18 protein-coding genes are annotated in these 23,197 nt (G+C 49.6%); 11 read left to right on the top strand and 7 right to left on the bottom strand.

From position 1 onward, the window contains the following. Positions 1-804 (bottom strand): hypothetical protein, encoded by an 804-nt coding sequence (locus ACYVF1_RS02825; protein ID WP_461075402.1) that lies wholly within the window; start codon positions 802-804, stop codon positions 1-3. Between the two features lie 392 nt (positions 805-1,196). Beyond that, the gene (locus tag ACYVF1_RS02820) at positions 1,197-1,610 is read right to left on the bottom strand and encodes a hypothetical protein (protein ID WP_461075400.1); all 414 of its coding nucleotides are present in this window, start codon (positions 1,608-1,610) and stop codon (positions 1,197-1,199) included. A gap of 363 nt (positions 1,611-1,973) precedes the next feature. Between ACYVF1_RS02820 and ACYVF1_RS02815 the strand changes: the two genes are divergently transcribed. The 4 genes from ACYVF1_RS02815 to ACYVF1_RS02800 all read left to right on the top strand — a co-directional run bounded on the left by ACYVF1_RS02815 (position 1,974) and on the right by ACYVF1_RS02800 (position 8,736). Then, positions 1,974-4,481, top strand: a complete 2,508-nt coding sequence (locus ACYVF1_RS02815; protein ID WP_461075398.1) for a glutaminase family protein — start codon at positions 1,974-1,976, stop codon at positions 4,479-4,481. Between the two features lie 189 nt (positions 4,482-4,670). Beyond that, positions 4,671-5,057 carry a BlaI/MecI/CopY family transcriptional regulator gene (locus ACYVF1_RS02810; protein WP_461077791.1) on the top strand — a complete coding sequence of 129 codons (387 nt, stop codon included), beginning with the start codon at positions 4,671-4,673 and terminating at the stop codon, positions 5,055-5,057. Then, the gene (locus ACYVF1_RS02805) at positions 5,054-7,342 is read left to right on the top strand and encodes a TonB family protein (protein ID WP_461075396.1); all 2,289 of its coding nucleotides are present in this window, start codon (positions 5,054-5,056) and stop codon (positions 7,340-7,342) included. Before ACYVF1_RS02810 ends, ACYVF1_RS02805 begins: the two co-directional genes overlap by 4 nt. Next, positions 7,339-8,736, top strand: coding sequence for a M56 family metallopeptidase (locus ACYVF1_RS02800; protein ID WP_461075394.1), 1,398 nt, complete (start codon positions 7,339-7,341; stop codon positions 8,734-8,736). Before ACYVF1_RS02805 ends, ACYVF1_RS02800 begins: the two co-directional genes overlap by 4 nt. Before the next feature lie 80 nt (positions 8,737-8,816). Here ACYVF1_RS02800 and ACYVF1_RS02795 read toward each other — a convergent pair whose 3' ends face one another. The 4 genes from ACYVF1_RS02795 to ACYVF1_RS02780 all read right to left on the bottom strand — a co-directional run bounded on the left by ACYVF1_RS02795 (position 8,817) and on the right by ACYVF1_RS02780 (position 14,300). Beyond that, on the bottom strand, positions 8,817-12,092 hold the full coding sequence (locus tag ACYVF1_RS02795; RefSeq protein WP_461075392.1) for a M4 family metallopeptidase: 3,276 nt from the start codon (positions 12,090-12,092) through the stop codon (positions 8,817-8,819). A gap of 94 nt (positions 12,093-12,186) precedes the next feature. Continuing rightward, on the bottom strand, positions 12,187-12,684 hold the full coding sequence (locus ACYVF1_RS02790) for an FAD-binding oxidoreductase (protein WP_461075390.1): 498 nt from the start codon (positions 12,682-12,684) through the stop codon (positions 12,187-12,189). 154 nt (positions 12,685-12,838) lie between these two features. Further along, positions 12,839-13,345 (bottom strand): histidine phosphatase family protein, encoded by a 507-nt coding sequence (locus ACYVF1_RS02785; protein WP_461075388.1) that lies wholly within the window; start codon positions 13,343-13,345, stop codon positions 12,839-12,841. A gap of 160 nt (positions 13,346-13,505) precedes the next feature. Beyond that, positions 13,506-14,300, bottom strand: coding sequence for a 3-keto-disaccharide hydrolase (locus ACYVF1_RS02780; protein WP_461075386.1), 795 nt, complete (start codon positions 14,298-14,300; stop codon positions 13,506-13,508). Between the two features lie 122 nt (positions 14,301-14,422). Here ACYVF1_RS02780 and ACYVF1_RS02775 point away from each other — a divergent pair, with 122 nt between their 5' ends. The 7 genes from ACYVF1_RS02775 (at position 14,423) to ACYVF1_RS02745 (ending at position 22,551) form a co-directional block, all read left to right on the top strand. Continuing rightward, positions 14,423-16,327 carry a family 16 glycoside hydrolase gene (locus ACYVF1_RS02775; RefSeq protein ID WP_461075384.1) on the top strand — a complete coding sequence of 635 codons (1,905 nt, stop codon included), beginning with the start codon at positions 14,423-14,425 and terminating at the stop codon, positions 16,325-16,327. A gap of 114 nt (positions 16,328-16,441) precedes the next feature. Beyond that, the gene (locus tag ACYVF1_RS02770; RefSeq protein ID WP_461075382.1) at positions 16,442-18,439 is read left to right on the top strand and encodes a c-type cytochrome; all 1,998 of its coding nucleotides are present in this window, start codon (positions 16,442-16,444) and stop codon (positions 18,437-18,439) included. 365 nt (positions 18,440-18,804) lie between these two features. Beyond that, positions 18,805-19,383, top strand: a complete 579-nt coding sequence (locus ACYVF1_RS02765; RefSeq protein ID WP_461075380.1) for a DUF6252 domain-containing protein — start codon at positions 18,805-18,807, stop codon at positions 19,381-19,383. A gap of 67 nt (positions 19,384-19,450) precedes the next feature. Next, positions 19,451-19,948 carry a Riean_0653 family protein gene (locus ACYVF1_RS02760; RefSeq protein ID WP_461075378.1) on the top strand — a complete coding sequence of 166 codons (498 nt, stop codon included), beginning with the start codon at positions 19,451-19,453 and terminating at the stop codon, positions 19,946-19,948. Positions 19,949-20,076: 128 nt separating this feature from the next. Next, positions 20,077-21,213: a redoxin domain-containing protein gene (locus tag ACYVF1_RS02755; protein ID WP_461075376.1), complete on the top strand. Its 1,137-nt coding sequence runs from the start codon at positions 20,077-20,079 to the stop codon at positions 21,211-21,213. A 110-nt stretch (positions 21,214-21,323) separates the two neighbouring features. After that, positions 21,324-22,391 carry a PLP-dependent cysteine synthase family protein gene (locus tag ACYVF1_RS02750; protein WP_461075374.1) on the top strand — a complete coding sequence of 356 codons (1,068 nt, stop codon included), beginning with the start codon at positions 21,324-21,326 and terminating at the stop codon, positions 22,389-22,391. Next, positions 22,369-22,551 carry a hypothetical protein gene (locus tag ACYVF1_RS02745; RefSeq protein ID WP_461075372.1) on the top strand — a complete coding sequence of 61 codons (183 nt, stop codon included), beginning with the start codon at positions 22,369-22,371 and terminating at the stop codon, positions 22,549-22,551. The genes ACYVF1_RS02750 and ACYVF1_RS02745 overlap by 23 nt, the downstream gene beginning before the upstream one ends. A gap of 55 nt (positions 22,552-22,606) precedes the next feature. On the opposite strand, the gene ACYVF1_RS02740 is transcribed toward ACYVF1_RS02745, so the two are convergent. Further along, positions 22,607-23,011 (bottom strand): hypothetical protein, encoded by a 405-nt coding sequence (locus tag ACYVF1_RS02740; protein ID WP_461075370.1) that lies wholly within the window; start codon positions 23,009-23,011, stop codon positions 22,607-22,609. Positions 23,012-23,197: the final 186 nt, after the last annotated feature.

Here is a 23,197-nt window from a genome sequence, read left to right as displayed (position 1 = left end):
TCAACGGGTTAGTTCGTCATAACGTCGGGTTACCTTCGTAATGGCTTCCTCGCGCAGTTCATTCTTAAATTTAAGGTCTTTGCTGCGAATGTATTTTCGTAGTTCTTTCGACTGATCGGGAAACAGACGTAGCAGCGATTTCTTGGTTTTCACTTCCCGATACGTATTGTCTTTGAAAACATAGAACTGATCTTTGGGCAGATACTCACCTTTATACACCCCACTCGAAATATCTTCCAATATAGTTTTCTGTCGCTTGGCGAGTGCTTTCGTTTTGCCATCGTGCAACAACTCGTAAAAACCCGTCCGGATACCGGTCGTACTATCACTCACGATTCGGGTAAAGGTGTGATTTCCAAACGTAAAGCGGGCAATCTTTTCGTTGCGCAAAGTCAGCCGATACGCGCCGTCGGGCGGCTGCACCACCAGCTCATCCCGAACGATGTCATACAACATGGATACCTTATCATAATCGACGCCATTGTAGGAAACCGTTCCCGTCTGGAGGTTATCTGCCACGTAGTATGGGTGAACTTTGATTCGGTGGTCATGAACAATGTATTCGTGCCCCTCGTAGACGTGTATTTGCCGATACATTGCCTTGTCATACGAACGGATAGCCGCCTTTCGGGCACTTTGCGTAAATGAACTGTCAGATTTAAGTGTCTGCCCCCAAACCCCTGGAGTTAGTAGGGCAAAAAGACATACCAAACGTATAGAGTACATATGTTTCAAAACCGTTCGAATGGGTCGGGGTACGTTGTATTGGTTTGGAACGCGGGCTCCCGTAATCAACTTCTCCATTGTAAGGAAGCACCTTCTAAAAAGAGTCGGGTCGTTTAGATTTACTACAGTAGCCAGAGTCGGTAGCTGCATTACGTCAAGCCTACAGAAATGTACTACGTAGTACTAAGCTGACCTACGCACTTCTACGTAAAGAAAAGCTAAATTGTGCAAATTGACCGTTTCTGTCGAAATTATTGCAAAATGCCTTTTGGTACAAAAATTTCCAAAACTGAGTTGAGTAATCGGTCGAAAACTTAAAAGCGGTTTCTTTTACCACTCACTACTCAGCCTCTTAATCGACCGTCAATCGGAATCATTATCTGACTGACGGCCTCAACCTGGTCATAAGCCGGGTGTTGCGGGTGTAAGAGCAAATTATACGATACTTCCAGGATGATCGACGGAACGGATTAATATACCCTTTTCCACTTACTGTTCCATTGCCTGAACCAGATTCCGCCTTCCTCAAATCGCCAGAAACCCGGTTCGCGTACTTTTTGCTCAGGCTGAATTACCGTCCAGCAGTCGCCTTCGGGCAGGTGAATTAGTTCATGAATGCATTCAGCTTCTACAAGGTGCGTCGTGCCGGCTTTTCGTTCAATATCTTCAAACCGCCACTGGCCATCGGACGTGTAGGAATAGACGCGCTCTATGTAGCTCCCCTTAAGGATGTGTGTTCGAAACCGGAATGGATGATCATGAGGACCGCCTTTGTCGGGCCCTTTAAAATGGTGGATAACAAGATGTAAGCTGCTGTTTTTACCTCTAAAGTCAAGTAAGTGTTTCGTAAACTCACGACTCATAATCTCTTTTCTATATTTCATCTGTTTGTCATAACGGGGATAAAAAACTTACGCAAAACTCACCGCAGTCTCTAGCCGTAAGCGAGTTTAGATAAAGTAGACTAATGACTTGTCAATTCAGCTTCATTACTCGTGCAAGAAGCAGTTTGAAAGGCAATGTCTCATACGCCTGATAAAGGTCGTAACAAAAAAGCAATACAACTGCCTAGCTTTCCGATCAGGCATTACCTTCCGAGCCGAGACAGGGCTCCACATCGCAATTTTGCATTTCGCCACGTTCTGCTTTATCATTGCCGCCAATTGATCAATCACCCATAAGTAAGGCACAACTAGCACTCTACTTTATCGGTGGATAAACGCTCAAATTCAAAAATAACTTTCCCAATGCGTCTATACGCTTCGTTCCGTTTCTCAGGCATTTTATTTCTTTCTTTTGTGTTGGGCGTCAGCTACGCGCAGAAACTACGTCCACCCGCCTACCCGCTCATCACGCATGATCCTTATTTTAGTATCTGGAGCAATACGGATAAACTAACCGACTCACCCACACGTCACTGGACGGGCAAAGCGCAATCGCTCGAAGGCATTATCCGGGTCGATGGGAAAGCGTATCAGTTTTTGGGAGCGGTGCCCACTACGTATGAACCCATTCTGCCTACTGGCGAAGTGAAGCCGTTCACGGCCCGCTACACGATGGACAAACCAGCAAACGGCTGGGAGAAAACCGACTTCGACGATGGCAAGTGGCAATCGGGACCGGGGCCCTTTGGCGATACGCCCGACGCTAAAACCAAGTGGGTCAACAGCGAAACGATGAAAGACGGCATCTATTTCCGTCGGGAATTTACTTACGATGGTAAAGCCGATGCCTCCAAATTACTCCTCGCCCTCAACCACGACGACGACGTAGTGATTTACCTGAACGGCACCGAAATTCTGGACAAAAAAGGCTACATCCACGAGCATATTTACCTGCCGCTATCGGCTGCGGGACAGAAAGCGCTGCAAACCGGAAAAAACGTGCTAGCCGTTCATTGTGTAAGTCCGCGCGGTGGCTCGTTCATCGACGTTGGACTGGTCAACCCCGTAACACTGGCGTCGGTCACGCCCGCCGAACAAACCGACGTAACGGTATCGGCCACGCAGACAAAATACACGTTTACGGCTGGGCCGGTGAATCTATCCGTAAATTTTCTGTCGCCCCTACTGCTCGATGAACTGAACGTAGTGGCCCGCCCCATCAGCTACGTTACGTTCGATGTGAAGTCGCAGGATGGCAAGCCACATTCGGTGCAGGTCTTTTTCAGCGAATCGGGTACGGTTGCGACCAACACCATCGGGCAGGAGGTCGTTACGAAAGTAGCGCAGACAGGCAGTTTAACGTATCAGGTAGTAGGCACAGAAGCGCAGCAATTACTGGGCAAGAAAGGCGATAACATCCGGATCGACTGGGGATATGCGTATCTGGCGGCCCCGCAGCAAAATGGCAATCAGACCGGCTCTGGACTAACGAATGCGCTCAAACAATCCTTTATAAGCAAAGGTCAGTTGCCGGCCGGAGCCAAATTGCCCGCGCGCGCTGCGGTAGACGTAGCACTAGCCGCTGTTCTGGATTTTAACAACGTAACAGGGCTGGCCAGTCGGCACATTTTACTGGGTTACGACGATTTATATTCCGTCCAGTATTTCAAACAGAATCTGCGCCCCTGGTGGAACAAAACCGGCAAAACCAGCATGGGCGAACTCCTGCAAACCGCCGAAACCGATTATAACCGACTACGCCAGAAAGCCACTACGTTCGACGCCAAACTCCGCGCCGATGCGCAGAAGGCAGGGGGTAAAGAATACGCCGATTTGTGTGTACTGGCGTATCGACAATCTATTGCGGCTCACAAAATTGTAGCGGGACCCAAAGGTGAAATCCTCTTTTTCTCGAAAGAAAATTTCTCCAACGGCTCCATCGGTACTGTCGACATAACGTATCCATCGGCACCGCTCTATTTGTTGTATAATCCTACATTGCTGAAAGGCATGATGGAGCCGATTTTCCAGTATTCAGAAAGTGGCCGCTGGAGCAAGCCTTTTGCGGCTCATGACGTTGGTACGTACCCACTGGCAAACGGTCAGACCTACGGCGAAGATATGCCGGTAGAAGAATCGGGCAATATGCTGCTGCTGGCGGGGGCCATCGCGAAGGCCGAAGGCAACGCCAACTACGCCAAACAGCACTGGAAAACGTTGACAACCTGGGTGGATTACCTCAAAAAAGATGGTTTCGATCCCGCCAACCAGTTGTGTACCGATGACTTCGCCGGACATATTGCCCGTAACGCGAATCTGTCGGTAAAAGCCATTCTGGGCATTGCGTCTTATGGCCAAATGGCAGCTATGCTAGGCGATAAGGCTACCGCCGAAAGCAATCTGAAAACCGCACGCGAAATGGCAACGAAATGGCAGCAACTCGCCCTCGACAAAACCGCTTCGACCAAAACCCACTACGATCTGACGTTTGAAAACAGCGCCGATACGTGGAGCCAGAAATACAATCTGGTTTGGGATAAGCTGCTCAACATGAACATTTTCCCGAAAGATATTACCCAGAAAGAAATCGCTTACTACCTGACCAAACAGGAACCCTACGGACTGCCGCTCGACAGCCGTAAAACCTATACCAAATCAGACTGGATCATGTGGACAGCCACGCTTGCCCAATCGCCAAAAGATTTTCAGGCCCTGGTGAAACCCGTCTGGAAATACGCCAACGAAACGCCAAGCCGCGTTCCCCTCTCTGATTGGCACGAAACGACCGACGCCAAGCAAGTCGGTTTCCAGGCCCGATCAGTAGTGGGTGGGTATTTCATTAAAATGCTGGAAGGGAAAATGATGAAATGATTGAGACAAATCTAAAACAGTGATTTGTTATACTGAGTTTAGATGCATGACAAAACGTAAAAACCCCGCTCCTAGCAACAGGAGCGGGGTTTTTACGTTCTAAGAAAAAATTAACTAATAGATTAGTTGTAAAACTAAACCATTAGTCATAACTTTCGTTTACTAATCAGCAACCACTTGAAAACAACAATGGCGATACGTGAACTGACCAAAGCAGAAGAAGAAATTATGCGGGTTCTCTGGCAGCTAAAAAAAGGCTTCGTCAAGGACGTACTGGCCGAACTTCCTGAATCCGGAGACCCGCCGACCAAACCCGCTTACAACACCGTCTCGACCATCATCCGGATTTTAGAGAAGAAAGAACTGGTTGGCTACACGGCCTACGGCAAAACGCACGAATACTATCCGCTCATTACCGAAGAGGAATACCGCCGATTTCAGACGGAACAACTGATGGCCAACTACTTCGACAACTCGCTCAAGAAACTGGTGTCGTTTTTTGTGCAGGACAAAAACATTAGTCTGAACGAAGCCGACGAAATTATTAAGCTCTTAAACCAACAGAAAAACCAATGAATACGCTCGACTATTTCCTGAAAGCCAATCTCTACGGCCTGTTGTTTGTCAGTTGCTACTGGCTTTTTCTTCGCCGACACACGTTTCTGTCACTCAATCGGGCGTATCTGTTGGTATCGGCCCTGCTGACGCTGGTACTTCCACTCGTGAAACTTCCAACCCAAACCGTTGACGTGCTGCCGGTGCCGGCGGGCGTGATCGCACTGCCGGTTTATGACGTCGTAGCGCCTGTTGAAACGGGACCGGATTGGGAACAGATTGGTATTATCGCCTACGGAATTATGGCTACGTTACTGGTGCTACGTCTGCTGCTTCGCACGACGCGACTGCTACGTTTCATTCACCAGTCACCGCAGCAACGTACCGACGACTACGTATTGGTTCAACCCGAAAGCAACCAGGTTCCCACATTCTCGTTTTTTCGCTACCTGATACTCAACTCCGACGATCGCCATACAGACTCCATTATTGATCATGAGCTGGTTCACATCCGCCAGCACCACAGCACCGACGTAGTGAGTCTGGCGTTGCTACGTTGTCTGTTCTGGGCATGCCCGGCGTTATGGCTCATCGACAAAATGCTACGTCAGGTACACGAATTTCTGGCCGACAAAGCCATCGATCAGCCAACCGATTATGCCCGTTTTCTGGTGAGCTACGCGTTTAGTGCTCAGCCCGATACGCTGGTAAACGGATTTTTCAATCCGTCGCTGCTCAAGCAACGGATTCTGATGCTTCATCAGCGATCTACTACGCGTTGGGCACTGGGTAAATATGTTCTGGTGATTCCGCTGGCGCTGGGGCTGCTTTCCATGACTACGGCTCGTGAAGAAATAGCCGCTATGATCAATGACGTATCCGACGAACAAATTACGGTGTCGGGTAAAGTAACCAGCGCGGCTGATAAAAAAGAAATTCCGGGCGCCATTGTTGTAGTAGCCAACACGGGTAAGGGAATTCCAACGGATGTGAATGGCGCTTATAAACTTCAGAACGTTCCTAAAAACGCTATTCTGAGCGTCAGTTTTGTCGGCTTTACAACAATGAATATACCCGTCGAAGGGCATACAGTTATTGATGTCGCTCTGTCGGAAGAAAACCCCAACGAATTACCAGCAATGGGCGCTACGTCGGTTTTTAAATCCATCAAGCCGAATCCGGCCATGCCAGCGCGAATCACTCCTACGACGGAAACCATTAATGGCAAGGTGTATACGTCAGTAGAGGAACCGGCTGCGTTTCCGACGGGTATACCCGGACTTATGCAGTACGTAGCTCATGAATTACGTTACCCGGCCAAAGCTAAAGCCGCTGGTGTTGAGGGCAATGTATTTGTTGAGTTCGTGGTGTTGCCTACTGGCGAAATCGGGACTGCTACCATCAAAAAAGGCATCGGTAGTGGCTGCGATGAAGAGGCACTACGTATCGTTCGTCAGATGCCGCGCTGGCTACCCGCTCAGCAGAACGGCAAACCGGTTGCTACGCAGTTTGTGCTACCAATTCAATTTGCGCTGGAAAAACCAGAAGACAAACGTACCGGACAAGCCAGCCCCAATGTTTTGAATGAAGTGCATGTGATCGCTTTTGAGCCATCTAATAAACCGTCAGCTTCGGCCGTAGCCCCTCCTCAAGACGAGGTATTCACGGTTGTTGAAAAACAGCCTGAATTTCCGGGCGGGATGAAAGCGCTTGGGCAGTATCTGGCCCAGAACCTGCGCTACCCTAAAGAAGCAAGAGAAAAGCGAGTGCAGGGACGGGTGTTTGTCAGGTTTATTGTCTCATCTGACGGCAAGATTCGCGATGTAACGATACTAAAAGGTATTGGCAGTGGCTGCGACGAGGAGGCTGTACGGGTCGTGAGCCAAATGCCAGCCTGGAAACCAGGTCGTCAACAGGGTAAAGCAGTGAACGTGCAGTACAATCTTCCTATTAACTTTTCGCTGGAAAAAGCGGAAGATAAACGTACCGGGCAAGTACAATCAGATAACCGTGTAAACGAAGGCGTTGCGGCTACTAATTCCGACACAGCACCCCAGAACAACACCTCGATTCAAATACGGGGGAACGCTTTTACTGACGGAGATCCGCTCTATATCATCGATGGCGTGGAGCAGCCAAAAGGAACTGTGCTTAACAAAGAAGATTTACCAGGAAAGAATATTGTGAAATTAGATCCCAACACCATTGAGAGCATCTCGGTATTAAAAGATGCATCAGCGGCTGTATACGGCGAAAAAGGTAAAAATGGCGTCATCCTGATAACCACCAAGAGCAAGAAGAAATGAGTGCCTTCAGCTACCTCCTGACCGTTAACCTGTTTCTGCTACTCTTTTACGGCTGCTACGTGCTTCTGCTACGTCGAAACACGTTTTTCGGACTCAATCGGGCATATCTGGTGGGCACGATAGGGCTGTCGTTGGCGTTGCCATTCGTCAGATTGCCTGATACGTTGTCTGACGCTTTGCCAACGGGTGTTATTACCCTGCCAACCTTCGTGGTTAATTCGGGAAGTCATGCCAGTACGTACACCTTGACCGCAGCGCAATGGCTCTGGCTTTTTTACGGAATTGGTGTACTATGTATGTTTATCAGACTAGTAGTTCACCTGCGAGCCGTCATGCAGTTGATTAGCGGGGGAAATGCCGAACGTAAACCGACTTACACGCTGGTTCGCCTGAACAGCAACGTAACGCCTTCGTTCTCATTTGGAACGTATCTGGTGCTCAATCAGGCCGATGCGCAGACAGAACCCGATGCATTACTGCGTCACGAAGAAGCGCACATTCGCCAACGCCATACTGCCGACATACTGTTTCTGGAAATGACACAGGCCGTTTTCTGGTTCAATCCGGTCCTGATTTTCTACAAACGAGCTTTGCAGGAAGTACACGAATTTCTGGCCGACCGGGCCGTGCTGCAAACGCCCCAACCCGATTACCCACGTCAGTTGGTAGCCTACGCACTCAACGTATCGCCAGCCGCGCTTACTACGTCTTTTGCTTCAAAATCAACCCTTAAACAACGTATCATTATGTTACAAAAACCTGCTTCGCATCGCCGGGCGTTATTCGGCTATGCCCTGGTTTTGCCCCTGGCGGCCAGCTTGCTCATGTGTACGCAATCGGATCGCGACCAGCCTACTACGGCGGAAAACAATGTCAGAAAAAATGCAAAAGTGGATGACGAGGTTTATACGGTTGTGGAACACCAGCCTGAATTTCCAGGCGGAATGGTCAAGTTGGGCGAATACATGTTTAACAACCTGAAATATCCCGAACGGGCAGCAAAGGCAAAGGTAGAAGGCAAAGTATACCTTAGCTTTATTGTTACTAAAACGGGGGAAGTCACGGACGTACAGGTGCTAAAAGGAATGGGCTTTGGTACCGATGAAGAAGCTATTCGGGTGGTTTCGCAGATGCCCCGCTGGATTCCGGGTCGTCAGAATGGTGAAGTGGTCAATGTAAAATATAATATCCCGATCCGATTCCAACTGGACGAGAGGAAAAAAGAATCATCTTTTTTCACAGTTCCAACCGATGACGAAACCATCCAGCGTTCGTTCGCGCACTTCATCGTCGATGACAAAGAGGTCGCTTTTCAGGAATTTCAGAAGTACAACAAAGCTGACATCGTAGAAGCCAGCTCAAGCGATCAAACGATCCGAATCGCGACGAGATAATAGATGATATATGAAGTAGGATGTAGGATGTATTCTGAATCAGCAAAATACATCCTATATCCTACTTCATATATCATCCATTACTCTTTCACCACCTTCCGGCTGGTCGCTCCGTTAGGCGTTTGAATTTGCAGAATGTACTGTCCTTTCGGCAGTTGGCCCACTTCCAACGTAGCAGAATGTTGGCGGGGTTGAATGGTTGGCTTCAGCAACGTAGCACCCGATAACCCGTGAATCGATACCTGTTCGATACGTTCGGTGGACGGTAACTCAACGGTGAGCGTATTGCTAACCGGGTTCGGATAAACTGATAAGGCATCAGACCAGGCGGGTTCGGTTCCCAGCACGGCCAGTACGTTAAACGTCCGTTCTACGTCGGTGGCCGCAGCAAACTGATCGTTCCCAGCCTGGAAAGCGCGAATCGTCACCGCACCGACGCCCGAGAATTTCAACGTACTGCCGCTCAACGTAGCAGGGCCACTTTTCACTTGAAAACCAACCGCCAGATTCGACGAACAGGTTGCTTTTAGCACCAAATCTCCCTGGTTGAAATAGCGGTCAGTGATGGCGTCGAACGTAATGGTTTGTGCAGTTTTTGTGGGAATGACCCGATTAGCCTGCGTGTACCAGACGGGCCATTTTGTGTTCTCGTACAATAACGCAATCGATCCCGAAGGCGATATCTTATCAGCCCCTAACTTTATACTCACTACGTTTTCCTTACTACTCGATTTTGTACTGAATACCAATTGGTTATCGAGCCGGGAATAACTTGGGAAACCCAACGTATTGTTCTCGTAAACACCCTCCAGGCCACCCGTACTGATGTCGGTAGCCACTACGTAGTAGCTATTGTCGTTATCGTTAACGTAGTCAAATGCAATTATATCGGGGGAGTTTTTAGAGAATGACGGGTTTCCGATGCTTTCGCCTTCCTCCAGTCCGGAGAACAGCTTTTCGATGTTGCCCTTGGCGAAATCGCCCGTTTTATTATTCCATACGTTAATGAAGCCGACATCCCAGTAATCGACGTCGTCACCGGCATTGTTTCTCAAGGCGTTATACGCATCATAGACAACGTTCTCGCCCGTGAAATCCCACTCAAACGAATCGGCATACTTTACTTCGCCCGTTTCAACACCTTCTGTATAGGTCGGGTTATAGAGCCTGAATTGAGTCCATTTCTGTTTGGCGTAGCTATACACATAAATCGAAGCATCCTGATTATCAGTCAGCGCAGCCAGTTTAGTGCCATCTTTGGATATCGCTACGTTACTCCAGATGGTTTCGTTGGAAATAACCGTTTCAGACGCCGTACCGGTCAGGTTTACCGCCCGAATGCGCTTGTCCGACGTTACGTAGTACGCGAATTTCCCGTCGTCGGTCACGCTTGGGCGGTGTTTCAAAGCTAGAGTTGATTTCACCGTTAACTGTTGTGAACCTACCGTCGTCGCATAAAGCCGACTATCGGTTGTCTTGGTTAGAAGAATCAAATCCTGCCCGTTAGCGACTGGTACGTCGGGCTGTTTGCCGGGATTTGTCTGTGTGCTTTCCGTTATACCAACGGCATCGAAGGCAGCTTTGGCGGCATTTACTTCCGCCCCGGTAGCTCCGTAGAGGTCACCGGCGGCTTTGACAACGGCCAGCCTCAAATCCAGAAACTGCGACGTACGCACCAGATATTTAGTCAGCGCCTGGTAATAAACCCGTTCCGCTTTATCTTTCCCGACAGCCGTAGCGAATTTGTAAAAAGCAAAGTTGGGGATGCCGCTGTTAATGTGTACGCCCCCATTATCCTCCGTAGTATTATCGTACTGCGACATGCTCGCGGGCTGATACCCGTTCGGATCTTTGGCTTTCCCGCCCTGATTCGGGTTCGAGAGATCACGTAGCGCACCCGACGGCAATACCTGGGGCGTCGCTACGTCTTCGCCAAGTTTCCAGTCGTCGCGGTCGATCATGGCACCGAATACATCGGCCATCGATTCATTAATCGCGCCCGACTGATTTTTGTACTGCAAATTGGCCGTATTCTGAATCACGCCGTGGGTCATTTCGTGGCCTGCTACGTCGAGCGCACCTGCCAGCGGTTTCAGCAGTTTACCGTTGCCGTACGCCATCACTTTGCCGTTCCAGTAGGCGTTATCCATCGTTTTTCCGTCGTCATCCGGCATGTTTACGATGGATACAATGGTTTCGCCGTTGCCGTTGAGCGCGTTCCGTTTGAACGTATTGAGGTAGTATTCGTAAGCAATTCCCGCGTTGTAATGTGCCGAAATTGCGGTAGGCGTCCAGTTGGTGTTGTTGGCAGAGGTAATCTGGTAAATTTCCTGTTTATCGCCGAACGTATTTTTTGCATCGACCGTCCAGAGCGCGCCGAGCGGATTATCCGGCATTTTGGACGTATTCTTGAACATCGCCCGCGACGCATCGATCATGTAATACGTACCGTTCGTGTGCTGATACGTCTGGACCGTGCGCGTATTCCCGTTGAGGTCTTTAGCCGTTGCTTTAATAGGCCCCGCAAACGAGCAGGTGTGGTTGTATTTGTCTAAAACCTCGCCAGACTGTGCGTCGATAACGTATTCCCAGCGTTCGAGCATATTCGGACGTACCGTCAGCTGATACGCGAGTTTAGCCTCGTTATTATCCGTCATAAACACGCACAAATCACCTTCCGACGATTTCAGTTTCAGGATATTATCGCCAAACGAGCGAACGGTTGATGTTTTGCGCACGTCGGTAAGCGCTCGTTCAGAAGCGTCGGTGAGATTCAGTTTTGGGGTTGTCGACAACGCATCCGGCACCAGTTGATAGCGACCGTTCAGGGTTGTTACGTTGCCATCCGTGAGGTGCGCCACGAGTTCAGCGCCAAGTACGGGGATGCCCCGGTGCGTCTGCGTCAGGCGAAGATGCATTTGCCCGAGATCATCCGTTTCGGACTGTCTGACCGTGAATTGTGATTCAGGATTCTCGATTTTCAGCAAACTACGTATCTGCCCCATGAACTGATACGTTACCGACGTAGCAGCCGCAGCCGACAAACGCGCTCCCTTAGTGATAGCCGTTCTCGGACTCCCTTTTCGTTCGATAAATATGGGCAAATTGGTCTTTTCGTCACGTATCACCCGCAAACGCATCGGTTCCAGCGACGAAGCACTTTGGCCCGTTCCCAGCATTGTCTGCCGACCAAATTTGTTGGTCGGTGGCGATACCAACGTAGCACCAAGACGTTTCGCCAGATCTGACGAAGCTTCGCCCGTTTTCCGTTTCTGAGCAAAGCCAGATTCGGGCTGCTGCGCCAACGTAGCGGAGGCAGTTAAAAGACCCGTTATTAAGAATAGCTGTGGTTTCATAACAAAAAGCGAAAGAGTGAATGAGCGACTGCTAAATTGTTACTAATGAACTTTATAACTATACAACTCTATAACCGTACAACCCTATAACTCCTTATTTCAGACGTAGCGAAGCCGGAATCATGGCCATGAACGAATCATAAAATTTGGGGTAATTGGGTGGAACCGTTTTACCAGGTTCTCCCCAGGCTACTTTATAAATTTCCTTTCCTTTTTTCCAGCGGACAAGTTTGTACATGTTGCCGGGGTAGTCGAATTTGGTGGTTTTTATTTTGCACTTTTCGTCGAACGTAGCGAAGACTTTTTTGGTGTTGGCAGGCGTTTGCTGAGCAATGAACGTAAACGTAGTATCGCGATTCCGCCAGCCAAACAGTTTACCGTCTTCGAACAGGTAATAGGCAGTTGCAGCGCCAGTAACTCCCCCGCCGTTCCCTACGATTAACTGGCGACCGGTATAGTTGGCGGGCGTAACGGCAACTTTTTTACGTAGCGTAGGCATTTTATCGCCAGCCGCCCGAGGTCCCTGCGCCCGGACAACGTAGTGATTCAACAATAACAAACTGATTAACCCGAAACTACGTATTGCTTTCATGAGTCGATTGGTTGGCAGTTGCTGGACAAAGGTAGAAGTACGTAACCCCTTCATCAATACTGCATTTGCATGATTTTAGGAATGGCCCAGACAGGCTCCGGCTGTCAAAGTCGCGCCAGCGACTAACTCAGCGACAGCCAGAGCCTGTCGGAGCCTATTGTGTTGGCTGGCCGTAAGTTGTTTGTGATATTGTTTTTGACGTACCAAATAATCCCCGCTTGATCTGGACACGTAGCAGATTGTCAAAATCGCCGGAGGCAATAGTTGTCAGAGTCGGTTGCGTGCCCAATCCTTTGGCAATATCCAGAATGGTATTGCTATGTCCGACGACCAGCACCGTTTTGCTACGTATCTGATTGATACGTTTCACGATAGCATCGTTAGGCCGGGACGGATAATCGACCATCGTAATTCCGAGCTGCTTAGCCAATAGCGCGGCCGTCTGGCGGGTACGTCGGGTAGGTGTCGTGAAAATCGAATCGATTCCTTTCGAAACCAGTACGTCGGCTAACGCCTTCGCCCGTTCGTGGCCCGCTGGCGATAAATCGGTCGTGTCGGCTTCACTTACTTTCTCAGCATGGCGCACGATATATACCGTAGTAGTAGAGCAAGCCGTCAGTAGGCTGACAATCAGGAAGAGGAGTGGGTAAACAACACGCATAGGCTAACGATCAATTAAACAGGCAATGATACAAAAAGCCCCCGACAAACGCCGAGGGCTCTTACTGAATGGTACGTTAAGGATATATGATGTAGGATGTATGGTGTATGAATGGACGCCCTTCAGCGATTAATCCATATCTCATACGTCATCCATCTTTTTACAATTCTCTCACCCAGATATTGCGGAAACCAACTGGGTTGCCGTGGTCCTGCAAAATGATCGGGCCTTTACCGTGCGCCTGCACTTTTGGGTAACCGATATACTCGGTTGTACCGCGAATAGCTACGTGGTTCTGCACCAGAACGCCGTTGAGCAGTACGGTTACAAAAGCAGGCTCCAGCATCAGCCCAGCTTTGTTGAATTTAGGTTGATTATAGATCACATCATACGTCTGCCACTCGCCGGGTTTGCGGCTGGGGTTTGCCAACGGAATAGCCTGCTTGTAAATCGAGCCGACCATGCCGTTTACGTAGGTTGGGTTTTCGTAGTTATCCAGCACCTGCAATTCGTAACGGCCTTGCAGGAAAATTCCGCTGTTGCCCCGGCCTTGTCCGTTCCCTTCTACTTTCGACGGTGTCTGAAACTCAATGTGCAACTGCATATCGCCGAATTGCTGTTTCGACATGGCCGACGACGTTTTTCCTGAATACAGGACGCCATCGCGCACGGGCCACTGAAGCGGATCGGTGCTATTGGTTGGGTTGTACCCTTTATTAGCTACCCACTGGTCGGCATTTTTACCGTCGAAAAGCACAATGGCATCCGAAGGAGGAGTTGTGCCGGCGGTATTAGCTGAATTCGTGCCGGGGGTAACGACGGGAGGAACAGGTTCCCAAATTTCGGTGGACTGTGGGGTTTGTTTACTTGGTTCCGTCTGAGCAAGGGCCAGATTGGTATACCCCTGACAAATTACAGCGAGGCAAAGGGCAATTGGTAATCGTACGTTTTTCATGGAAAATGGTTCGAATTAATGAGTTCGTCCGTAAAACGATCAAAGATAAGTCTAACTGTTTATTCGCAGTCTTTTACCTGGAAAAAATGTAACTTTCGCCCTTCAAATCTTATGGTAAACGCATGATAACCTCTATTCTTTCAGCCCGTTTCGGAGGGCTGCTGAGTCTGGGCTGCCTGATGGGTATCGGTCTGGCACTGGCTCAGCCCGCTCCGATGCCGGGAACCCCAGTCACACTCAATGATTTAAGCGCGTTTGTATCGCCCACGGCCAACTGGCAGATTATAGGCAACGTGCGGGCAGATTTGGCCAAAGACAACACGCTGATCACCGAAAAAGGGACGGGTGTGCTGGCGAATATCCCGATGGCGAAAATGCCTGCCGATCCTCAAAATCCTTACAAATACGACTTGTTTACAACCCTGCAGCACGGCGATGTCGATCTGGAACTCGATTACATGATGGCAGCGAAATCGAATTCGGGCGTCTATCTGCAGGGCCGCTACGAAATTCAGTTACGCGATAGCTGGGAGATTCGTACACCAAACGTTCACGACAATGGCGCCGTGTATGAACGCTGGGACGATAAACGGCCCGATGGACAGAAAGGGTACGAAGGGCACGCAGCCCGTCAGAATGCCAGCCGCGCACCGGGTCTGTGGCAACATCTTAAAATCTCGTTCCAGGCCCCACGTTTCAACAGCAATGGGCCCGGCGGGGCACCGCAAAAAACCGAAAACGCCCGCGTGATTCGGATTGAACTGAACGGCGTTATCATTCAGGAAAATGTTGAGCTGACCGGCCCTACGCGCGGCTCTGCGTTTGCCGACGAAAAAGCACTTGGCCCCATCCGTATTCAGGGCGATCACGGTGCCGTAGCCATCCGTAACATTCGCTACGTTGCCTACGATAAGCCCCGCCCCGAACTGCTCAATCTGAAATACGCCGTTTATAAAGGTAAATTTGAGAAGGATCCACCAGCTTACGATAAAACCGCCCCCGAGTCAGAAGGAGCCACTACGGTGCTGTCGGCTAACGTAACACGGATTCCCAACGAGTTTTTAATCCGGTATACCGGTACGTTACGTGTCTCCGAACCCGGCGAATACAAGTTCAATCTGGGTGCCAGTGGGGGTGGCGGTATGATGAAAATCAACAATCAGACGGTGATTTCTCCCGGAGAACGGAACGCACGCGGACAAGTTACGTTGGCGAAAGGCGACCTGCCTTTCGAACTTTTGTACTCAAAATTCGTCGATTGGGCGCAACCAGCATTAGGGTTGAGCATTACCGGGCCGGGCATCCGTGAATACGCGATCAGCGATGGCGCGGGCGGCTCTGGCGAAGAAGTTGACCCAATTCTGGTCGAAGCCAATACGAATACGATGCTACGTAGTTTCATGGATATGCCCGGTGAGAAAAACACGCAGGGCCGAACGCTACGTGTCACGCACGCTGTATCGGTGGGTAGCCCAGAGCAGGTGCATTATACGTACGACCTCGACAAAGGCGCGCTGGTGCAGGTTTGGCGGGGCATGTTTCTGGATACTACGCCCATGTGGCACGACCGGGGCGACGGCTCTTCGCGCCCAATGGGTATGGTGCAGCGACTCGGCGCACCTGTTTTCTTCCTGACCAAACTCGCATCGCCACAAACCAACTGGCCGACTGATACAACCGGTTCTGGTTACCGGCCCAAAGGATACGTACTGGACGAAAGCGACCGCCCTACGTTCCGCTATCAGAGTTTTGGCGCATCCGTAAACGATAAAATCCGGACTTTAGGTGAAGGAAAAGGTGTCCAGCGGGAAGTAACCATCACCAATTCCCCCAGCGACCTTTACGCCCGTCTGGTAAGTGGCAGCACGATTAGCGCTCTGGAAAATGGAATGTATCTGATTGATGGACAGGCATATGTACGTATCGACGACGTAGCAGGAGCGAAACCCAGCATTCGGGAAGCCAACGGGCGGCAGGAACTGATCGTCCCGGTGAAAGGAAAAGTGGTTTACTCAATCCTATTTTAAATGGACGAACTAAGATGTATGAGGTAAGATTTATGATGTATAACCTGTACAATACATCCTAATTCATACATCATATATCTTACTTCATACACCATACATTGATTAATTCAGCTCATGAAATATATACTAACTGCCCTCTTCGCGGTTGCCAGCTACGTAGCAGTCCGGGCGCAGGAATCGCCGAAAGAGGAAGATTTTTTTAAGATTCTGAAAGTAACCGCGCCCGAAGGTACTTTGCTTGAAGTTGGTGGCCTGTACACGCTACCCAACGGCGATCTGGGTGTAGCCACGCGTCGGGGTGATATCTGGATTGTGGAAAACCCAACCAGCCGCAAACCCTACTTCCGCAAGTTTGCGTCGGGTCTGCACGAAATTTTGGGGTTAACTTACAAAGATGGGGCGCTCTACTGCGCGCAACGGGGCGAATTGACCAAACTTGTCGATTCCAACGATGATGGGAAAGCCGACGTATTCGAGACGGTATATGCCTGGCCATTGTCGGGTCACTACCATGAATATAGCTTCGGACCTAAAATTGCGCCTGACGGTCAGTTCTTTGTAACGGGCAACGTAGCGTTCGGCGATGAAGAATGGTGGCGGGGCGAAAGTCGTGTCCCCTGGCGCGGCTGGACGATGAAAATCGACGAAAAAGGCAACATGCAGCCCTGGGCTACCGGGATGCGCTCGCCCTGCGGACTTGGTATTTATGATAACGAACTTTTCTACGCCGACAACCAGGGCGACTGGATGGGATCGGGCGGTATTGTTCACGTAAAGAAAGGCTCTTTTGTAGGACACCCGGCCGGTTTGCGCTGGACAGGTATGGCCAATTCGCCGGTTAAATTGTCGATTGAGCAATTCGACGCCCAAATAGATGAACGCAAACGTCGGGGTGAAAATGGCCGTGCTATCAAACCCGAGAACGTAGTGAACGAAACGCCGAATCTGCTGTATCAGATGAAAGACAAGTTTCCGGGTGTTGAAGTCAGAACGCCTTCCGTTTGGTTGCCGCACGGTATTCTGGGCATCTCTAACTCCGAAATTCTGGAAATACCGCAGGGAGCGTTTGGGCCATTTTCCGGTCAGTTGCTCGTTGGCGATCAGGGCATGAGCAAAATTTCGCGGGTGTTTATGGAGAAAGTAAACGGCGAATATCAGGGCGGTGCCATCGAACTACGTAACGGTTTTAAATCGGGCGTGCTACGTATGGCCTTTGCCAAAGATGGTTCGCTGTTCGTGGGCGAAACCAACCGCGGATGGGGATCGGCTGGTGAAGCCAACGAAGGTCTGCAACGGCTGACCTGGAACGGTGCCATTCCATTTGAAATGCGTACGGTAAAAGCCATGCCCGACGGTTTCGAAATCGAATTCACCAAACCTGTTGACCGTAAAACTGCTGAGGATCTGGCGTCGTACCGGGTCGAAAGCTTCATCTATAAATACCATCCCGTGTATGGTAGCCCAACGATCAACAAAGAAGCGCTAACGCTGAAAGGTGTAAAGGTTTCAGAAGATGGTCTGAAAGCGCGTCTGGTGGTTGATAATCTTCGGAAATACTACATTCACCAGCTTACGCTCGATGGCGTTCGTGCTACCGAAGGAACGTACTCGCTCGTTCACCCGATTGCTTATTATACGTTGAATAACATTCCCGACGGGCAAAAGCTGGCTACGAGCGATATGAGCACTAAAAATTCGGCGGCAGCTCCGGCTCCAACAGCCGCACCAGCAACAACATCAGCCGCAACTAAGGCAGCAGCTACCAAAGGAGGCAAACCAAAACTCGTAGAGGGTCAGGCTGTTACGTCGGCCAAAGCACCGACGTATGACCAGGTGAAAGGCTTATTGACGCGCCACACCTGTGCTGCCTGCCATCAGGCCAACAAACGGCAGGTTGGTCCTGCTTTCGCGGACGTAGCCAAGCGGAAATACACCAACGACCAGATTGTTGAGCTGATTTATAACCCCAAGCCGCAACACTGGCCCGATTATGCAACCGAAATGCCTCCCATGCCGCAGGTTCCCAAAGCCGACGCTTTGAAGATTGCGGCCTGGATTAACTCACTGGCACCCGCCAGCGGCAGCACTGCAAAAGACGAAGCGAAGCCGTAACGTAGCATTACGTAATTAACAATCAGCCCGATATGCACCGCGTATCGGGCTGATTGTTTTTACAGGCCCCGACAGGCTCCGGCTGTCGGAGTTGCCGGATGGGTTGTAGCTACACAGTTAGTCGCTAATGCAACTCCGAAAGCCGGAGCCTGTAAAAACCCGCCAGTTTTAGGTTCATTTCCACCGCTTTTAAACCAAAGACCGCCTTCTATATAGTCTCTCCAATAGCCCCTTCCCCGACGTAGTAGTTTTGAATCGTCAAACAGGAACAGACACCGAACGGCACTCTTCCTCAATGACTCAGGCGACTGAATCATCCTAACATAGCAACTAACTTTTTACAGACACAAACAACTCTTTCAATCATGAAAACTTTACACGTAGCAGCCATCCTTCTCTTTTCTGGAATCATCGGTTTAACGTCTTGCAGCAAAAAAAGTGATGATGTCATGCCTGCACCAACTCAAACCACCCCAACAACACCAACAACGCCTACATCCAATACCACGACCACCACGAATCCGACAACTACTACTACAACATCAGCAACCACGGCGCTGACGTCAACCGGTTTCGTAGCCAAAATTGACGGCAAAGATTATATGCCTGATCTGGTATACAGCAAAGCCGTAATGCCCGGCAACGATGGTTACTACGGCATCTACGGCCTCGACAGCAGAACCGGCGACGTAGTGTTTATTGGCCTGCCTTATGCAGCTCTGGTTGGTACGCATAAATTAAGCTACATTAATTACGGTGGATTCTCGCTTGGTAACGGCACCGATTCATTCTCAACACGTGTAGAACCCGGCGAAGGTACCGTTACGATAACTAAAATGACGACAACTAATGTCGAAGGCACCTTCTCGTTCGTGGCTTACAACGACAAAGGCACCGTTAAGCGTACCATCACCGAAGGAAAATTCAATGTACCGTTTAAGTAATCTGACGTACTGAATCCCCTACCATCAATCCTTTCACTTTTTCAAAAACAACGAATCTCCATTAATCATGAAAACGTTACGTATCGCAGCCATTCTTGCCTTTTCTGGTATCATTAGCTTAACCTCGTGCAGCAAAAAAAATGACGATAGTGTCACCCCATCCGGCACAGGAACACAGCAGCAATCAAGTGTAGCTTTTTCAACAAAAGTTGACGGAAAGGACTTCAAACCTGATTTCGCTTACGCTAAAATTAGCTTCCCAGGCAATGATGGTTATTACGGCATCTACGGCCTCGATAGCAAAACCAGTGATGTTGCGGTAATTGCCCTGCCCAATACGGCACAGGTAGGTACACACGAGTTAAGCTCTATCAATTTCGGTTCGTTTACCAAAGCCAGCACGAGTGACGCGTATTCGACTGTAGTTAAACCTGGAACAGGAACGGTTACGATAACGAAAAAGACGGCCACTGAAATCGCTGGTACGTTTTCTTTCACCGCGTATAATGACAAAGGTGTTAAAATTACCCTAACCGATGGTACGTTCAACGTACCGATCAAGTAAGAAGGTTTACTACTACGTATCACCAACGGTCAGCTTCGTAACGAGCTGACCGTTTTTCGGTTATGAATGTGCGAACCCCACAGAATATCCTTACTTTTAGGGGTTATCAACTGAACACATTCATCACCATGAAACAATTACTTGTTCTCATATGCCTGTTAAGCCCGTCGCTGCTTTGGGCGCAGAAAGGTTCGTACACGCTGAAAGGAAAACTACGTAACGTCAACGCTCCCGCCAAAGCGTACCTACGTTATCGGGTTGGCACCGACGTAAAAATAGACTCAGCCAAAATTGAAAATGGTACATTCTCGTTTTCAGGCAACGTAGACGAGCCCATGCTGGTGGGACTGTACGTCGATAAGTTAGGGACTGGTTTCACAAATACCCGCCCCATCTCGTCGATGAGCCTTTATCTGGAGCCGGGCAATATCACCGTAGAAAGTCCCGATTCACTCGCCAATGCGGTGGCAGATGGAACTCCGCTCAACATCGACAATCAGAAACTGACTGGGATGCTGAGACAAACCAGCGACAAAATGGCGCAGTTGATGAGAGAATATCGGGCGGCTACTCCTGAACAGAAAAAATCGAAGGAGTTCGAGGCAAATCTTGACAAACGGTACGAAGCCCTGGAAGCCGATCAGAAAAAAGTGAAGGCGCAGTTCATTAAAGAAAATCCGAACTCGCTGGTCAGCTTATTTACCCTGCAACAGTATGACTACACGCCTGAATACGCCGAAGTTGGACCTATGTATGAAAGCTTAGGCGAAGTGATTAAGAACGGAAAGAGTGGAAAAGAATACGCCAAAGTGCTGGCCAGCGTGAAAGCTACGTCCATTGGCGAGATAGCTCCCGAATTTTCGCAGGCCGATACGTTGGGTAAAGCTGTGTCGCTGAACAGTTTTCGGGGTAAATACGTACTGATTGATTTCTGGGCAAGCTGGTGCGGACCCTGCCGGGCCGAAAACCCGAACGTAGTGAAAAACTTCCAGCAGTATAAAGACAAAAATTTCACCGTGCTGGGCGTTTCCCTCGACCGACCTAACGCCAAAGAAGCCTGGCTAAAAGCCATTCACAAGGATAATCTGACCTGGACGCACGTATCAGACCTGAAATTCTGGGAAAACGACGTAGCAAAACAATACGGTATCCGTTCCATTCCGCAGAACTTCCTGATCGGTCCTGATGGCAAAATCGTCGCCAAGAACGTTCGGGGTGAAGAACTCGGCAAAAAACTGGGCGAAATTCTGGCCGCCAAACCTTGACGCTACGTTCAGCAATAAGATCCTTACCCGCAATGATTTACGAACGTTGCGGGTACTTTTTTATAGAATATTGTCTAAATGTAACGCGCTGTTTTTTCACTACGTATCACATGACTTCATCGTCCGAAATCACGTTAAAACCCGCCATTCAGGAAAAATTTGAGCACCTCTGGCACCTGGTCGGTAATACGCCGATGCTGGAATTATTTTATACCTACGAAGGCCAGCCCCGCTCGCTTTACGTCAAGTGCGAACATTATAACCTGACGGGCAGCATGAAAGATCGCATGGCCCTGCACGTACTGCATCAGGCGTATCGACAGGGTCATATTCAACCCGGCGACCGTATTGTGGAAGCCACCAGCGGCAGTTCGGGCATTGCTTTTTCGGCAGTGGGTCGTGCGTTGGGGCATCCGGTTACGATTATTATGCCGGCTGGCATTAGTCAGGAACGTATCGACATCATACGCAGTCTGGGCGCCGATATTATTCTGTTTACGAAGGAAGAAGGCGGTTTTCTGGGCGCGATACGTCGGTCGGAAGAAATGGCTGCCGCCGACCCACACGTTTTTCTGCCGCGTCAGTTTGCGAATCAATACAACGCCGATGCGCACCGGCTGACTACGGGTAAGGAAATCTGGCTGCAAATGCAGGGAGTCGACGTAACGCCCGATGCCTTTGTGGCTGGCGTTGGTACGGGCGGTACGGTGATGGGGGTTGGGCGCTACCTCAAATCCCGCAAACCCGACATTCGAGTCCATCCGCTTGAACCCGCCGAATCGCCTACGTTATCGGTTGGCTATAAAACGGGTTCGCACCGTATTCAGGGCTTTTTCGACGAGTTTATTCCCGATATTTTGAAGCTGAACGAACTTGATCACGTTGTGCAGGCCAGCGACGGTGACTCAATTCTGGTGGCGCAAAAACTGGCCCTGCAACTGGGCGTAGCAGTCGGTATCTCGTCGGGTGCCAACCTGATTGGCGCTATCAATCTTCAGACCGAACTAGGTCCGCAAGCCCGCGTCGTAACCATTCTGTGCGACAGTAATAAGAAATACCTCAGCACCGATCTGGTACGTGAAGAACCCGTAAAACCCGGCTACGTAGCACCTTTTATCGAATTCACTGATTACCGCCCCATCAGCCGTTTGCTCGTTGGACGTCCGGGCGTTTTCTGATACGTTGAAAGGCACCGACAGGCTCTGGCTGTCGGAGTTGCGTCAGCAACTAACCATCCGGCAACTCCGACAGCCAGAGCCTGTCGGTGCCGTCTACTCAGACAGCAAGATGCTGTATGGGACTTTATTACGTTATAAACAAAACTTCCCGAAAGTCTAGAGCTTTCGGGAAGTCGGGTGTCCAGTCCAGGAAAAACTAATTTTGTTTCAAGTTATTAATTCATAGCCACTACGCGGCCGGATGTTGCAGGCTGTTCAGTTTTAATCGTTACTACGTGCTTCTGCGTTTCAACACCGTTGGTGATTTCAACCTGATACTCACCGTCGGGCAGTTCGCCCAGGCTTAAGCGAGTGCGGTACGTAGTTTCGTTTTTACCCAGCCGTTCACTGAATAAAACTTTGCCTTCATTGTTTTTAAACTTAACATCGACAGTTCCACCCACTTCCTTATTCAGGGCGATGTTCAGTTTGTTGTCTTTCGATGTGTAAATACCAGTCTGGTAAGAAGCGGCCGTCGCTGGGTCTTTAAGACCGATTGGTTTAGCTTCACTTAACGTAGCCGATGCGGTAACAAAACCCAGTGTAAGAGCAAGAGCGAAAGATTTGATGATCGTTTTCATTGTAGTATGTTGTTTATGTTTAGTTCTAAGCAGGTCGGGGTTTCTTTCCCGATTTGTTGCACCAAAGTTATAGGCTCTAGCTAGTACTATGTATTACAAACTACTGGAACGGCAATGGGATTTGATGAATGGTCGGAAAATAAGGACGACTGATCGAACGGTACTGGTCAAAAACGACCTAAAAAG

This window comes from Spirosoma flavus (assembly GCF_054778555.1).
This window is presented reverse-complemented; position numbering and strand designations above follow the sequence as displayed.

What these genes read in the sequence shown, in the direction of transcription:
- ACYVF1_RS02825 (WP_461075402.1), bottom strand. Translation starts at nt 804, where the DNA reads ATGGAGAAGTTGATTACGGGAGCCCGCGTTCCAAACCAATACAACGTA.
- ACYVF1_RS02820 (WP_461075400.1), bottom strand. Translation starts at nt 1,610, where the DNA reads ATGAAATATAGAAAAGAGATTATGAGTCGTGAGTTTACGAAACACTTA.
- ACYVF1_RS02815 (WP_461075398.1), top strand. Translation starts at nt 1,974, where the DNA reads ATGCGTCTATACGCTTCGTTCCGTTTCTCAGGCATTTTATTTCTTTCT.
- ACYVF1_RS02810 (WP_461077791.1), top strand. Translation starts at nt 4,671, where the DNA reads ATGGCGATACGTGAACTGACCAAAGCAGAAGAAGAAATTATGCGGGTT.
- ACYVF1_RS02805 (WP_461075396.1), top strand. Translation starts at nt 5,054, where the DNA reads ATGAATACGCTCGACTATTTCCTGAAAGCCAATCTCTACGGCCTGTTG.
- ACYVF1_RS02800 (WP_461075394.1), top strand. Translation starts at nt 7,339, where the DNA reads ATGAGTGCCTTCAGCTACCTCCTGACCGTTAACCTGTTTCTGCTACTC.
- ACYVF1_RS02795 (WP_461075392.1), bottom strand. Translation starts at nt 12,092, where the DNA reads ATGAAACCACAGCTATTCTTAATAACGGGTCTTTTAACTGCCTCCGCT.
- ACYVF1_RS02790 (WP_461075390.1), bottom strand. Translation starts at nt 12,684, where the DNA reads ATGAAAGCAATACGTAGTTTCGGGTTAATCAGTTTGTTATTGTTGAAT.
- ACYVF1_RS02785 (WP_461075388.1), bottom strand. Translation starts at nt 13,345, where the DNA reads ATGCGTGTTGTTTACCCACTCCTCTTCCTGATTGTCAGCCTACTGACG.
- ACYVF1_RS02780 (WP_461075386.1), bottom strand. Translation starts at nt 14,300, where the DNA reads ATGAAAAACGTACGATTACCAATTGCCCTTTGCCTCGCTGTAATTTGT.
- ACYVF1_RS02775 (WP_461075384.1), top strand. Translation starts at nt 14,423, where the DNA reads ATGATAACCTCTATTCTTTCAGCCCGTTTCGGAGGGCTGCTGAGTCTG.
- ACYVF1_RS02770 (WP_461075382.1), top strand. Translation starts at nt 16,442, where the DNA reads ATGAAATATATACTAACTGCCCTCTTCGCGGTTGCCAGCTACGTAGCA.
- ACYVF1_RS02765 (WP_461075380.1), top strand. Translation starts at nt 18,805, where the DNA reads ATGAAAACTTTACACGTAGCAGCCATCCTTCTCTTTTCTGGAATCATC.
- ACYVF1_RS02760 (WP_461075378.1), top strand. Translation starts at nt 19,451, where the DNA reads ATGAAAACGTTACGTATCGCAGCCATTCTTGCCTTTTCTGGTATCATT.
- ACYVF1_RS02755 (WP_461075376.1), top strand. Translation starts at nt 20,077, where the DNA reads ATGAAACAATTACTTGTTCTCATATGCCTGTTAAGCCCGTCGCTGCTT.
- ACYVF1_RS02750 (WP_461075374.1), top strand. Translation starts at nt 21,324, where the DNA reads ATGACTTCATCGTCCGAAATCACGTTAAAACCCGCCATTCAGGAAAAA.
- ACYVF1_RS02740 (WP_461075370.1), bottom strand. Translation starts at nt 23,011, where the DNA reads ATGAAAACGATCATCAAATCTTTCGCTCTTGCTCTTACACTGGGTTTT.